General features: G+C 45.7%; 12 protein-coding genes and 1 pseudogene. 7 read left to right on the top strand and 6 right to left on the bottom strand.

All coding sequences use genetic code 11. The annotated features are described in order from the left end of the window. Positions 1 to 33 precede the first annotated feature (33 nt). Both ACFW2W_RS04785 and ACFW2W_RS04780 read left to right on the top strand, forming a co-directional pair. A complete protein-coding gene (locus ACFW2W_RS04785; protein WP_378174017.1) occupies positions 34 to 1,146 on the top strand; it encodes a helix-turn-helix domain-containing protein in 1,113 nt (370 codons plus the stop codon). Beyond that, positions 1,037 to 1,552 carry an RNA recognition motif domain-containing protein gene (locus ACFW2W_RS04780; RefSeq protein WP_378174014.1) on the top strand — a complete coding sequence of 172 codons (516 nt, stop codon included), beginning with the start codon at positions 1,037 to 1,039 and terminating at the stop codon, positions 1,550 to 1,552. The genes ACFW2W_RS04785 and ACFW2W_RS04780 overlap by 110 nt, the downstream gene beginning before the upstream one ends. Positions 1,553 to 1,615: 63 nt before the next feature. Here the strand turns inward: ACFW2W_RS04780 and ACFW2W_RS04775 are convergent, their stop codons facing one another. The 3 genes from ACFW2W_RS04775 to ACFW2W_RS04765 form a co-directional block, all read right to left on the bottom strand. After that, positions 1,616 to 2,008: a hypothetical protein gene (locus ACFW2W_RS04775; RefSeq protein ID WP_378174011.1), complete on the bottom strand. Its 393-nt coding sequence runs from the start codon at positions 2,006 to 2,008 to the stop codon at positions 1,616 to 1,618. A 47-nt stretch (positions 2,009 to 2,055) separates the two neighbouring features. Then, positions 2,056 to 3,066 carry an EAL domain-containing protein gene (locus ACFW2W_RS04770; RefSeq protein WP_378174009.1) on the bottom strand — a complete coding sequence of 337 codons (1,011 nt, stop codon included), beginning with the start codon at positions 3,064 to 3,066 and terminating at the stop codon, positions 2,056 to 2,058. A gap of 778 nt (positions 3,067 to 3,844) precedes the next feature. After that, entirely contained in the window at positions 3,845 to 5,728 is a 1,884-nt protein-coding gene (locus ACFW2W_RS04765) for a tetratricopeptide repeat protein (RefSeq protein ID WP_378174006.1), read from the bottom strand. 273 nt (positions 5,729 to 6,001) lie between these two features. Here ACFW2W_RS04765 and rpiA point away from each other — a divergent pair, with 273 nt between their 5' ends. Further along, positions 6,002 to 6,712 carry a ribose-5-phosphate isomerase RpiA gene (rpiA, locus tag ACFW2W_RS04760; protein WP_378174003.1) on the top strand — a complete coding sequence of 237 codons (711 nt, stop codon included), beginning with the start codon at positions 6,002 to 6,004 and terminating at the stop codon, positions 6,710 to 6,712. A 256-nt stretch (positions 6,713 to 6,968) separates the two neighbouring features. Here rpiA and ACFW2W_RS04755 read toward each other — a convergent pair whose 3' ends face one another. Further along, a complete protein-coding gene (locus ACFW2W_RS04755; protein WP_378174001.1) occupies positions 6,969 to 7,505 on the bottom strand; it encodes a DUF3421 domain-containing protein in 537 nt (178 codons plus the stop codon). A gap of 72 nt (positions 7,506 to 7,577) precedes the next feature. Here ACFW2W_RS04755 and ACFW2W_RS04750 point away from each other — a divergent pair, with 72 nt between their 5' ends. Further along, complete coding sequence (locus tag ACFW2W_RS04750; protein WP_378173998.1) at positions 7,578 to 8,759, top strand: aldo/keto reductase; 1,182 nt, start codon at positions 7,578 to 7,580, stop codon at positions 8,757 to 8,759. 90 nt (positions 8,760 to 8,849) lie between these two features. Next, complete coding sequence (mnmH, locus tag ACFW2W_RS04745; protein ID WP_378173995.1) at positions 8,850 to 10,031, top strand: tRNA 2-selenouridine(34) synthase MnmH; 1,182 nt, start codon at positions 8,850 to 8,852, stop codon at positions 10,029 to 10,031. 186 nt (positions 10,032 to 10,217) lie between these two features. On the opposite strand, the gene ACFW2W_RS04740 is transcribed toward mnmH, so the two are convergent. After that, complete coding sequence (locus ACFW2W_RS04740) at positions 10,218 to 11,315, bottom strand: tetratricopeptide repeat protein (protein ID WP_378173992.1); 1,098 nt, start codon at positions 11,313 to 11,315, stop codon at positions 10,218 to 10,220. Positions 11,316 to 11,463: 148 nt separating this feature from the next. Between ACFW2W_RS04740 and ACFW2W_RS04735 the strand changes: the two are divergent. Both ACFW2W_RS04735 and ACFW2W_RS04730 read left to right on the top strand, forming a co-directional pair. Further along, a pseudogene (locus tag ACFW2W_RS04735) lies at positions 11,464 to 11,612 on the top strand (heavy metal-binding domain-containing protein); the annotation flags it as partial. Between the two features lie 475 nt (positions 11,613 to 12,087). Further along, on the top strand, positions 12,088 to 12,708 hold the full coding sequence (locus tag ACFW2W_RS04730; protein ID WP_378173990.1) for a hypothetical protein: 621 nt from the start codon (positions 12,088 to 12,090) through the stop codon (positions 12,706 to 12,708). A 74-nt stretch (positions 12,709 to 12,782) separates the two neighbouring features. On the opposite strand, the gene ACFW2W_RS04725 is transcribed toward ACFW2W_RS04730, so the two are convergent. Further along, positions 12,783 to 13,241: a YbhB/YbcL family Raf kinase inhibitor-like protein gene (locus ACFW2W_RS04725; RefSeq protein ID WP_378173987.1), complete on the bottom strand. Its 459-nt coding sequence runs from the start codon at positions 13,239 to 13,241 to the stop codon at positions 12,783 to 12,785. Positions 13,242 to 13,245 lie beyond the last annotated feature (4 nt).

Below are 13,245 nucleotides of genomic sequence, written 5' to 3'. Positions count from 1 at the left end.
AAAGATTACAGTAATTTAGGATACAATTCTCTAATGAGAATCGCCCATCAGTATCGATTGCGCCCAACTCAGCAGCAGTTAGTTACAATGAAGGAGTGGATAGGAGCGCTCAGATGGCAGTACAATTATCGGTTGACTGAACGCTTTAACTGGTGGGAGCAAAATGGTTGCAACACCAACTGCTATTGCCAAAGCAGTTGTTCAATCGCATCACTTAAAGATAAGCCAGATTCTTGCAGCCAAAAGCGCAAATTTAAAAAAACAAACCCTTTATTTCCAGCCGATAAAAGACTTTTTTTTCAGCTATTACAAAACTGCGTTGAGCAGGTGGCAATCCCTCGATACAATAGGAAAGCCCAGAAGCGGATTGAGCGGTTACAGCGTCGGTTGTCTCGCCAGAAACAGGGCAGTAAGCGTCGAGTTAAAGCTGTCCAGCAGATTGAATTGTCACCGTTAAATGTTGCTTCCCAGCGTCAAGATTTTTCCCAACAAGTTGCCAACTGGCTATTGAAACAATTAATGGTCGTTGCCGATCGAGATTTGATCAATAATAAACTCGCCGGGAGCAAATTGGCAAAGTTTGTTACGGGTGCTGGATGGGAACAATTCTTGTCTATCTTGGCGCTCATCGGTGCTGGGAAGAAGCGCTATTCGGCGTTTAAATGGTTGATAGCAGGAAGGCGTTTCTATGGGCTGATACATCCATCTGGCACGATTCAAGAAGATTCTAGCTGTGAGGCGGAATTTTCCAAGACGCAGGCTGACAGATGGTTTTTCTATTCTGATGACGGATTGGCTCTTAATCGAGATGAAAACGTTTTCAGGAAAATGAAGAAAAAGGCGGCGGTCATCCCATCAGGCTGTCGGGTTGGGGTAGACCAAAAGGCTCTCGCTGAAACGAGAATCCAAATAAGCCGTAAGGTTGATTGGGAGAATCTGTCACCGAAGATCGGGTTTAGTGCGAGCAGCCCCATCGGGCATACGCTTTGCGATCGCAATTTTTGTTTAAAGATATTGAGTCTGGAGGTATTTTTCCATGTCTATCCGTTTGTATGTAGGCAATTTGCCCAAAGAAGAAGTAGACCGTCAGGAGTTACAAGCCATCTTTGGGGACATGAGCGATTCTGTTTCCACCAAGGTGATTAAAGACCGGAAAACCGGCAAATGTCGGGGTTTTGCTTTTGTAACCGTGAAGACGGATGAACTAGCTGATGAAATTATTGAAAAGTTCAACGGTCAGATGTTCCAAGACAGCCCTTTAAAAATAGAAAAGGCATTGCCAAGAGCTAAGGGTGAAGGAGAAGAAGAACCTCGCCCAGCAGCGCCAGCTCCTATCAAGGAAAGCAACAAAGCTGCTGGCGGTGGCGGTGGCGGTGGCGGTAGCGCTCCCGCTCCCACTCCCACCGGGGGTGGTCGTCGTGGCGGCAGTAACAAGAAGTCGCGACGCTCTGAAGGGTCAACATCTAATGAATCAGATACCTTTCAACCAGATCCCCGCTGGGCTGGCGAATTGGCGAAGCTGAAAGAACTGTTGGCTGCTCAAAGCAATTAGTCATTAGTCATTAGTCATTAGTCAAAGGCTAATGACTAATGACTAATGACTAACGACAAACAGCTAATTACTCAAAGGTACTTGCAACCAGTCTTGTAGGTAGCAGCGTAGCTGCTTGGCAAATTCTGGTCGCTGGTTAAATCGTTCGGTGCGAACGGGCTTGCGATCTTGATCGAGAGTCCAGCCATAATCACTGCTTAGACGCAATTTGCCTTGCCAGTCTGCTACTGAGACAATCAGCTGACTTGCAGGGCTGTTGTCTATCTCTAGAACCCGAAATACGTAGTTAAACGTATTCTGGCTGGCTGCGGCAATTGTAGAAGGCTGACCGTATTTGAGGTCGAGGCGCTCTAGCACTTGTTCTATTAAGCCCGGTTGCTCCACTTCCTCCAAAGTTTTTACGGCTAAGGTTAGTGCAAAATAAAATTCTTCGACTGGGATAAATTCAAGCTGCATAGATAAGAGTCAGTTGTAACAGGAAAGCATCTTAGCAGCATCTGGTTTTAACAGGTGCAGGGATCTGTGTAAGACAAAATCCTGAGCGACGACTTCACCAAATCGAGCCGTTGCTGCTGCAAAGTCACCTGTGGCATTGCCAACCCAAATCCCTGCCCGTAATCTACCTCTATCTCGCAGCAGAACTCAATATCTTCCATGTCTTCAAGTCCCTCAGCGACGACTCGAATGCCCAAGTTATGAGCAGAATTCACTAAACTTTTGAGCATCACCTGCTTGAGAGAATGCTGACTGCAACCATGTACCAATCGACGATCTATCTTGATCAAATCCGGGCAAAACTCCATGAAGTAGTTATCTGGGGAAACACAGGCGCACAAATCATCCACAGCAATCCCAAACCCCCATTCTCGCAGGCGGTTGATGGTTTTCAATAGTTTTGGGCAACTAACCAGCGCTTCTACTTCGGTTAATTCAAATACAATTTGTTCGGGCTGTAATCCCAGATCGAGAATTAACTTGATGTTCTGATCTAGGGATGCAGGATCTTTGCTAATTACATTGGGTAATATATTGATAAAAAAGGTTTGATGGCTCTTCGTGTCAGCAATTGATTGTAAACAAATTGTCCGAGCCAGTTCATCAAACTCGCAAGCCAATTTCGTCGAAAGAGCTGCTTCAATCAACTGATAACCGCTAAAGTGTCCTTCCCGATCATCTTTGGCGCGTGCCAAACATTCATAAGCAATTATTTCGCCTGTTGATAAATTAAAAATAGGCTGATAGTGAAAAAATATCTGCTGCTTCGCTAAAATCTGAAAAAACCAAGCATATTTAACCGCCTGGGTAATCGTGCTAATCGGTTGCGCTTTTAAAAAATCCCCTAGTAAATTTTGATAATCGCGTGGCGATGTCCCAAGGGAAGAATCTCTTTGCTCGGTTCGCGTCAGGAAAAAGCGTGAGGAAGCTTGACTGGTTTCTGAAAGTACTTGGCTGATCTTGAGAAAAATACTAACCAGTTCACGATTAGTTACAGTTTGATAGAGAAGCTGAGGCATGGCAGGAAGCTCCTGAAACCCAATGCTGGAAAGACAGCAGCTAGTTTCTTTGTCATCAGGTTGGATAACCAGATTAAGCGGATGAATCTGTGACATTACAGCAGAGACTACCAATATTTTCTTCTAACGAATAAAGATATATCAACCTAGGAAATACCCTGTATCAACTGAAACTGTCTTCTATCTGAGGGCGTAAGAGGTATTCCCAACGGTACTATAGGTTAGTTTTCAAAAAATGGGAAGCTCGTAGCAAACATTATTCGCTCCTAGGCTGCGATCAAGAAGCCATGAGCCGTTTTAGGCAATAACTTTGGCTTATCTATATTCGGGAACCCACAGGAGGTGTCCCCGCAAAATCATGCCGCAATTGGGCAACACCTTGGTATAGAGACTAAAAAATTTTACCTATAGCGGGCAAGCAGTTGAGTCCAATACAGACCTAACCCCTTCCCACCTCTCCCTAACCCTCTCCTATAAGGAGAGGGAAGCGGAATAAATATTTTTTACGGGGAAGGGGAGTAAGACTCAAAGCCTATCTCCTATAAGCAGAGAGGTCATGCACTGTACTGCACCCAACCAAAAACCGCTATAGTACAGGGAGGTTTCTTGCATAAATCCGCACGTAAGTAAAGAAGTCTGTTGTGGACAGATGGATGCTACCTTCGCCGCTGCTGGTGGAAGTGCTAGCTTAGTGCATCGCTTCTATGAAGGGAATACTGCTGGCGCGGCGCTAGGTGAGTGACATGAGAATAGAGAATGCGATCGCATCCTTATCTGATTACGCCGTTAACATTACAAAAACCAAAAAAGTTATCAGGATCGCATTGTAGATTGCATGATCTGCTGTACTTGCCTGAACTCCTGCTTCCTGAGCTACTTTTTCATTATTATTTTTTCTGAAAGACTTGTCATGTACAAATTTATAGCGACAAGCAAATAAGAAGCCAGGAATAATTAGCAGAAAACCTGCATAAATTGGAATTCCTACGGAGATATGCACTAAGCCAAAAGCTGTAGAATTTCCGATTATCTGCTTCCAGGTGTTAGCACCTTGACGAAAAATCTTTTCCTCCAATCCAGCCCAAAACGGAACCATTAAAATTAAACATAGCCAAAAAATAACCATTAAAACTTTTGTGTAATCAAAAGGTGCTTTCTGAGCCGTACTGTTGGTTGGGACTGCTTTATAAGTCTGAGTTGCAACCTTTTCATCGGGTAAGTTCTGGGGTTGAGTTGCAACATTTTCATCAGGTGACTCCTGGGGTTGAGTTGCAATCTTTTCATCAGGCGGTAAGCTTTTACTGGGGCTGGGAAGTTGAGAATTGAGATTTTCTGGTGGAGGCTGAATGCTTTTAATAGTATCAAAGGGTTGAAATATGATATTTCCCGAATTTCCGAAAACTGCACTAGCCCATCCCCATTGCATAAATTGGGGAACGTAAGGCGTTACTACTGCAAATGTCGTTAGGGTAACAAATAGAATAAAAACTGCCCGGACATAACTTAAAATGCCACTTTTAAAATAAATTCCTAATACCCAATTTAATTGGGACTTGTTTTTCCAAAGATCGCGGAGAATAAACCAAATGATTGCAATCGAAAACAAAGTAGAGAATAATTGCTTAAAATTTGTTGCCCAAGGCGATTGAGCAGAACTGATGACAAAAATAAAGGCGGCGAGAAATAATAATTGATACTTAAAGGCATTGACAATAATTTTCAGTTCGTTGAACAGGCGCTTTCTTTTTTCAGAATGCACTAGATGTGGAAAAACCTTACCTGTTACGAGCAAGCAGATCAGTTTATAGAAGGCAGCCGCAGGGTATTCTGGTTTAAGTTGTAGGGCTTTTTCAAAGCTAGCGATCGCTTCTTGATAGCGATGTAATTTTCCCAGGACAAAGCCGCGACCATACCAGGCTTGGGGAAACCAGAATTCTTGACAATCTGGTTGAATTGTGATAGCTTTTTCAAAACTAGCCAGTGCTTCTTCATTTCGTCCTAAATTCACCATTAACAAACCGCGATTGTACCAAGCTCGCTGGTAGTCTGGATTGAGTTCCAAAGCTTTTTCAAAATTGGAAAGTGCTTCTTGGCGGCGTTTGGGTAGCGGTAGCACAACCCCACGGGTACACCAGGCTTCATAGCTATCCGGCTGAATTTCCAAAGCTTTATCACAGCTAGCGATCGCTTCTTGACGGCGATTTAATTTGCTCAGCACCCAACCCCGCTTGTACCAGACTTGATAAGATTCCGGTTGAATTTTCAAAGCTTGTTCGCAACTAGCCAGTGCTTCTTTACCGCGACCTAACATCATCAGTGCATGGGCGCGATCGCTCCAAGCTTCGGAATAATCTGGATTTAACTTTATGGCTTTATCGTAACAACTAACAGCTTCGTTGTAGCGGCTTAGATAAAATAAGGAAAGTCCATAGTTGTATAGAATTTTATCAGAGTTAGGTTGAATATCTAAAGCTTCTTGATAACGGGCAACAGCCTCCTTATACTTTCCTAATTCTGCTAATTTTAATCCTTCTTCAAGCAGCAATAAGGCTTTGCGTGTAGTGCTTGTTTGCTCATCCTGAATTTTTTGACGGTGTGCTTCTGGAGTTAGATTTGAGTCGTGTTGATAATCTGAATGAGAAAAATTTTTACCCTGAGTCATAGGAAGGGAACTCCAGATAGTAGACTGATTGCAGCTGAGTTGGTTTAGGTTTACGCGATCGCCTACTTTTCGGATCGGATCGCACCCCTCAAACCCCCCTTCCATACACGGGAAAGAGGGAAATTGGACTCTCCTCAAAGCTAAAAACACTCTTCTTTTAGAAGTGGTGCATGGCAGAGGTGGAGAGGAATGGGGGAGAAATTAACCGAGTAGTATTGCTAAGCGATCCTAGCCTACAGAGCCAAGTTGTCAATATCGCCAGGAGTTTTCAGAATGACCGCAGAACAAGATCCCGTTAAGGTGATGAAGCAGGAAGTCGGGAAAGCCGCCGCCGCCCGCGTCCAGTCGGGTACGATAGTGGGGCTGGGCACCGGATCGACGACCGCTTATGCAATTGAATTTTTGGGCGATCGCTTGAAGTCCGGCGATCTCAAAGACATCAAAGGCATCCCTACCTCATTTCAAGCATCCGTGCTGGCTAAACAGTACGGAATTCCCTTAACCACCCTGGATGAAGCCGATCGCATTGATATTGCCATTGATGGAGCCGATGAAGTCGATCCGCAGCACAATTTGATTAAAGGGGGCGGTGCTGCTCACACTCAGGAAAAGATAGTAGATTATTTGGCAGAACAGTTTATCGTCGTGGTCGATAGTTCCAAGCTAGTTGACAGACTGGGTTCCAGCTTCCGCGTGCCAGTAGAGGTAATTCCGATGGCGATGACACCCGTGATGCGGGCGATCGAAAAGCTAGGCGGTAAGCCAGAATTGCGGATGGGCGTCAAAAAAGCGGGTCCCGTCGTCACCGATCAAGGCAATCTGGTAATTGACGTAAAATTTGACACCATCGATAATCCTGGAGAACTGGAAAAGACGCTCAATAATATTCCTGGCGTTTTGGAAAATGGTTTATTTGTGGGCGTCACAGATTTAGTGTTAGTGGGCGAAGTGGTAGATGGTAAGCCGATTGTGCGAGAAGCTTAATCTTCTTTTGTGATGCTCAGAGCAAAATTACCAATCTGCTCTATATCAGGATTTTGTCTCTTTTACCGTGCGAGACAAAATCAGGACTTACGCAACTTGCGCGACATCTCTTGGGCAACCACAGGGGGATTGAACCGACAAGAACGCTATATGTATAAGCTTTGCGTAAGTCCTGAAAATCCGACCCTATCCTAGTTTCAGGCGTTTTTTTGTTGACGCTAAATCCTAGCGATCGCATAAACTTAAACTCGGATTTTTAACGATTTCTCCTTAGCACGGCTACCTGATAGTTGCGCTTGAGAATCTCCTGTCCTCCCCAACTAATATTGCAATTGCTACCGACAATTTTTCCGGGATGGACGCCATTATTGTGAGATGCCCGACAGATAAATATATCTCGATCTGCTTCTATACCACCAGCGATCGCACCTGTTGGCACCCGTCCGTTCGATGCTTCTATCCAAGCAATCCGAACGTTTCGCGGCGCGGTTAAAACTTCATAGAAAGGGCTGAGAATTTCCTCTTCTCCCCAACCAAAATTACAATTGTTGCCGACAACTTTTCCCGGATGCACGCCACCGTTATATTCGGCACGACAGATGTACAAACGACGCCCTGATTCATACCCACCAACCACGGCATCGGGCGGAATTTCTCTATTCGATGCACCTACCCAATTCAAGGCTCCTTCAGGACGGGGGCTATTCTGAGCCAGGATAGCAGAACTTGATGCCAGCAGCAGGGTTGCTGGTAAAAAAGATAGCAAGGTAGTACGAACAACGTTTGCAAGCATACTGAATTACCCTAAAAATAGTTGTGCTTAACTACAAGCACAATTCAGCAGTTTTCTTATGTATTTAGAAAGATGCAGTATCGGCGCTTTGGGCGTACAGAATTACAAATGCCCGTGTTTTCTTGTGGGGGAATGCGCTATCAGTTTAAGTGGCAGGATGTCCCCGCCTGGCGAATTCCCCGCGATAATCAACGGAATGTAGAAGCAACGATTCGCCGAGCCTTAGAAGTCGGAATCAATCACATTGAAACTGCCCGTGGCTACGGCACCTCCGAGATGCAATTGGGGCGGATTTTGCCGACTTTTCCCAGAGAAAAACTGATTGTCCAGACGAAAATCAGCCCGAAAGCAGACGCTAAAGAATTTCGCCAAGAATTTGAGAAGTCGCTGGCTTACTTGAAGCTAGATTACGTTGATTTGCTGTCGCTACACGGCATCAATAACGCCGATTTGCTGCACGATAGCATTAAACCTGGCGGCTGTCTGGAGGTGGCGCGACAGCTACAAGATCGAGGCAAAGTTCGGTTTATTGGCTTCTCGACTCACGGACCGACCGATATGATTGTGAAGGCGATTGAGACGAACCAGTTTGACTACGTTAACCTGCACTGGTACTACATCAATCAGTTCAACTGGTCGGCAATTGAGGCAGCTTCTCGGCACGATATGGGCGTTTTTATTATCAGCCCTTCGGAGAAAGGAGGAATGCTGTTTAAACCACCGCAAAAATTGGTGGATTTGTGCTATCCCCTCAGCCCAATGGTGTTTAACGATTTGTTTTGCCTGAGTCATTTACAGGTGCATACTCTTAGTGTGGGGGCGTCACGACCTGAGGATTTTGACGAACACCTGAAGACCTTGCCGCTGTTAGAGAAGGCAGAGTCAGTTTTGTTGCCAATTCTTCATCGCTTGGAGAAAGAAGCGAAGTCTACCCTAGGAGAAGACTGGGTAAAAACCTGGCACATTGGCTTACCAAAGCCAGAAGCAACGCCTGGTGGACTGAATATACAAGTGATTCTGTGGCTGAGAAATCTAGCGATCGCCTACGATATGATTGAGTACGCTAAAATGCGCTACAACCTACTGGGCAACGCCAGCCACTGGTTTCCCGGAGCCAAAGCGGATCGGGTGCGAGAACTAGACCTCCGGCAATGTCTCGCCCATAGTCCCCACGCCGACAAAATTCCCGCATTACTGGAAGAAACTGACCGACTGCTAGGAGGTCAAACGCTCAAACGCTTATCCCAAACATAAGATGGTATTAGGTAATGGCTAATCGAAGAGTGCTTGAACAATCCTTCAATTAGCCATCAGCAATTAGCCATTAATATTTAATATTTAACAATGCCGCGATCGCCCAATTATACTCAGCTATCTGAGGCAGAAACTTACAGCGAAATTATTGATGTCCGCTCACCCAGCGAATTCGCTGAAGATCGGATACCAGGTGCCATTAACCTGCCCATTCTGGATGACGACGAACGCGCTAAAGTCGGAACGCTCTACAAACAAGTTTGTCCTTTCACCGCCCGTAAACTAGGCGCTGCCTTCGTCTCTCAAAATATTTCCCATCACCTCACCCATCACTTTGCCGAAAAAGGCAAAGACTATCATCCCCTTGTATACTGCTGGCGTGGAGGACAGCGTTCTAACAGTTTGGCGACAGTCTTAAGTCAAATTGGTTGGCAAGTTACTGTCCTCCAAGGTGGCTACAAAACCTATCGTTCCTTGGTACGAGAGCAACTGCAACACCTACCAGAACGCTTTACCTTCCGGATATTATCTGGAATGACTGGCAGCGGTAAAACCCACATTTTGCGCCGTCTGGCTCAGTTTGGCATTCAGATGCTGGATCTGGAAGGTTTAGCAAACCATCGTGGTTCTCTCCTGGGTGAAGAGTGGGAGAATGGGAGCCAAGGAGCTAAGGAGCAGCTTGTAGAGACAAGGGCGATCGCATCTGAAGCAGAGAGACAATTATCGATTACCCATCCCCAGCCTCAGCCATCCCAAAAACACTTTGAATCCCTGCTACTGCAACAGTTGCAAAGCCTCGATCCCAACTTTCCGGTGTGGGTGGAAGCAGAGAGTAATAAAATTGGGCGCATTTATTTGCCCCCATCTCTCTGGCAGCAAATGAAACAAGCAAGCTGTTTAGAAATTCAGCTGCCTGTAGAAGCTAGAATTCAGTGGCTTTTGCAAGAATATCCTCACTTAATCGCCCACCCAGAGGTTTTGAAAGGGAAGTTGCACAGACTGAAATCTCGCTATGGTTGGGAAAAACTCCACGAATGGTACCAGCTCATTGATGCTGGGCAGTGGGAAAAATTGGTGAGAGACTTACTAGAGTGCCACTACGATCCGAGCTACAACCATGCTATCCGCCGCTGCTTTCCCAATTTAGAGCGAGTGGTTTCCCTGGCGGATTTATCGGATGCCAGTGTTGATGCTTTGGTCGAAATTTTAGATTTTAGAGCGGGTTCTACGAGCGAACAACCAGAATCTATCCGTTGCTCAACCCCAGCCTAATCATCCAAAATCCCAAGTCGAAAATACGGAAGCCCCATTAGATGCTCTAAATTGTTCTGACATCAATGGGGCTGAGGACGCAGTTAGGAGGTATCTTGCAGTCCAAGTTATCCGCAGAAATTTCCCCAAGCCGAGACTCTTAATAAGTTCTTAAGAAGCTATCAATCAGTCATTCGTCATTTGCGCTTAGCTTCGGTCTTTTTGCAGTTCTCTGAGGGCGGAATTCGCTCTCTGAGAGCCTTCCGTCTGACCCTGACGCTGGTAAAGGTCGCGGGCTTGCTCAAAAGCAGCGATCGCTTCGGGTACCCTTTCTCTCCCTCTGAGCGCCATTCCCAAGTTGTAGAAAGCTTGGGCATTTTCCGGCGACATTTCCACCAGCCGCCGATAGGCAACAATTGCCATTAGGTAGTCCTGCTGCTTTAGCAAAATATCAGCGATCGCTGTCTGAGCTTCCACTAGATCGGGTTTGATCTGCACTGCCCGTTGATAAGCCTTTAAGGCATCATCCAGATTATTCCCGGTTTGGAAAATTTTGCCAATCTGGAGGCTAATCTGAGCATTGCGAGGTTCTATCTTGGCTGCCCGTTCTAAAGCCGCAATCCCAGCCGTGACGTTGCCTTGCTTCATGTAAGCGGCTCCCAAGTTCAACTGCACGCCGCTGTCATTAGGGGCGAGGGCGACAGCCTGCTGGAGAGCTTGAATGGCTTCTGCGGGACGTCCCTGCTTCAGGAGGGCGGAGCCGATAAATTCATAAGCTTGCAAATTTTTCGGATCGAGCTGGAGGGCAGTTTCATAGGCTTGCATCGCGCCTTGATAATCTTCCTGACGCTGTAATACCACCCCTAATCCTAGATAGGCATTCAGGTTCTTGTTGTTGAGCTGGGCAGCACGCTGGTAGGCGGTTGCGGCACTGGCATTGTCTCCAAGATTCGCGAGAGTGTAACCCAAAGCATACTGAAAATCAGCATTCTTGGGTTCGAGGGTGACAGCCTGTTGATAAGCTTTGGCTGCTTCTCGGTAGTTGCCCTGAACTGCTTGTAAATAGCCGATGCCGGAGAATATGCGGGCGTTTTCGCGATCGAGAACGGCAGCTTGTTGATAAACTGCCAAAGCTCTGGCAATATCTCCCGCATCCACCAACTTACGCCCCTGCCGCAGCAGTTCGCTCACCTGCTGTTGATTGTCCTGGGCTACCAGTTGAGCAGCTTGGACAACTGGCATTTTGACGGTGGCGATCGCTGGCACCAACAAGAGACTGGCTACTAATAAAGTCTGTTTTTGCACGGTCGATTTTATCTTGAGTTTCTACAATTTTTCAGTGTTTCCATTCCGGAAGCATAAATCCCGAAGCTTTAAACACAGCAGATAGCTTGGCTTTACCTCGTCTATGCCCCAAATTCCCAGAAAAAGAAATTTTTGACGAGGATAGTTAATGATTGTAACAACAACTGATGTCATTCAAAAAGCTGTGTTAAAAGCATTTTTAGCAATTGTCACCGTTGAAGTCGTCTAGGGTAGTCATGCCCTGCGGATTTTTTTGCTGGGATTCCGGATATTATCGGCGGACGGAGTGGCAGTTATTTGTTGTGTTTTTGAGCGGAACGGGATGCGATAGTACAGCGACCAGTCTGGCTTTTTATTGCTCATCACTGCCATCGAAACAGCCGTAAAGCTCAAATTTTTTGGCTCTTCATTACTTGGTATGCTAAAAAGTTGATTCCAAAACTTGAAAGGCTTACCTAGCAAGGTATAACGATTTTGGACTGTATTTTCTATTTAATAAACGCTAAATTGGCTTAAATTCATGGCTAGTATAGCTTGTGGCGCTTCTTGACTATAAATTTAGCATACCAACTACGGAAGAGCCAATATTTTTTTAATGATTGCGATCGCGCTTTTCAACTAAATAGAACACTTATTATTTCTAGCGATAGATATCATGATTCTTCCTACTGATAGATATACTCAGATAAATACCAGCATAAAGTATAACCCAAGGGTGAAAGTTAGAAAAAAGTAGCTCTATAAAAAATAAAAACAGGAAAAGCGGTGAGCTATGTCATACACAAATCGCGAAGACAGGGTTGTTGTAGAGCCAATTGCTGGCAATCAAATTGTTGAGTACCACGATCGTGTAAGGTGGGGTCCCATTTTTGCCGGTATTGTCACTGCTTTAGCCACTCAGCTAATTCTGAGTGCTTTAGGAGCCGCAATTGGTGCTACTAATATTGCCGGTTCAGGCGCACCCAGATCCTATGCCGATGATGTTGGGAGAGCAGTCGGAATTTGGTCGATTATCTCTTTGTTCCTTTCACTTTTGGTTGGTAGTTGGGTAGCCGCCCGTGCCAGTGGCCCGATGAACCGAAATACGGCAATGTTAAATGGAGCCATTCTCTGGGCGACTACTTTGGCATTGAGTTCCTGGTTATTGGCAAGTGGAATATCGGGTGCATTCGGCATCGTCGGAGCAAATGCTGGAGAAATCGTCAACCAAGCACAACAAGGTGGGGTAAATGTACCCAACAACGCGCCTAATGTAACGGCTCAGCAAACTCGTGATATTGCGGGTGCCACAGCTAAGGCAGGTTGGTCGTTTACAATCGGTTCTCTATTAGGTTTAGCAGCATCGCTAATTGGCTCATCTTTAGGTGCCCGGACTCCCCGGCATCATACATAAAAATTGATGACCAACATTTAAAACACCTTTTTCAAGGTGTTTTTTTTGCAGATTAATTGTGAACTGCGGCAAGATTATCGCTGGCGACTATAACGCCCAATGAGTTCTGCTGCTGCCAGAATATGACCATTCATTGCCGCTTCCAACTGGTTTTTAGTGGCACCCGCTGCTAAATTTAATAGTCGATCTAGTGCGTAGAGTTTGAAAAAGTATCGATGCGTACCACTAGGCGGGCAAGGGCCACCATAACCTAAATTGCCAAAATCATTTTTACCCTGGACTCCCCCTTCAGCTAGGTTTGCTTGACTAGGAATGCCTCCAGGCAGATGGCGAATTTCAGGCGGGAGATCGTAGAGAACCCAGTGGACAAAAATTTCTCCAGGCGCATCCGGATCGTCAACGATTAAAGCGAGGCTCTGAGTACCCTCTGGAGGGGAATTCCAGCTAAGAGATGGGGAAATGTTTGAGCCGTCGCAGGTGTATTTAGACGGAATTACACTATTTGCAGTAAAAGCCGTACTTTCAAGTTTCATCGTT

Origin of the sequence: Coleofasciculus sp. H7-2, assembly GCF_042747725.1 — a bacterium.
GTDB lineage: Bacteria > Cyanobacteriota > Cyanobacteriia > Cyanobacteriales > FACHB-T130 > FACHB-T130.
Note: the sequence above shows the minus strand (reverse complement) of the source record. Positions and strands in the feature narration are given on the sequence as shown.

Coding starts and splice junctions, on each gene's coding strand:
- ACFW2W_RS04755 (WP_378174001.1), bottom strand. CDS start 7,505: ATGCTTGCAAACGTTGTTCGTACTACCTTGCTATCTTTTTTACCAGCA.
- ACFW2W_RS04785 (WP_378174017.1), top strand. CDS start 34: ATGAGAATCGCCCATCAGTATCGATTGCGCCCAACTCAGCAGCAGTTA.
- ACFW2W_RS04780 (WP_378174014.1), top strand. CDS start 1,037: ATGTCTATCCGTTTGTATGTAGGCAATTTGCCCAAAGAAGAAGTAGAC.
- ACFW2W_RS04725 (WP_378173987.1), bottom strand. CDS start 13,241: ATGAAACTTGAAAGTACGGCTTTTACTGCAAATAGTGTAATTCCGTCT.
- ACFW2W_RS04770 (WP_378174009.1), bottom strand. CDS start 3,066: ATGCCTCAGCTTCTCTATCAAACTGTAACTAATCGTGAACTGGTTAGT.
- rpiA (WP_378174003.1), top strand. CDS start 6,002: ATGACCGCAGAACAAGATCCCGTTAAGGTGATGAAGCAGGAAGTCGGG.
- ACFW2W_RS04750 (WP_378173998.1), top strand. CDS start 7,578: ATGCAGTATCGGCGCTTTGGGCGTACAGAATTACAAATGCCCGTGTTT.
- ACFW2W_RS04765 (WP_378174006.1), bottom strand. CDS start 5,728: ATGACTCAGGGTAAAAATTTTTCTCATTCAGATTATCAACACGACTCA.
- ACFW2W_RS04730 (WP_378173990.1), top strand. CDS start 12,088: ATGTCATACACAAATCGCGAAGACAGGGTTGTTGTAGAGCCAATTGCT.
- ACFW2W_RS04775 (WP_378174011.1), bottom strand. CDS start 2,008: ATGCAGCTTGAATTTATCCCAGTCGAAGAATTTTATTTTGCACTAACC.
- mnmH (WP_378173995.1), top strand. CDS start 8,850: ATGCCGCGATCGCCCAATTATACTCAGCTATCTGAGGCAGAAACTTAC.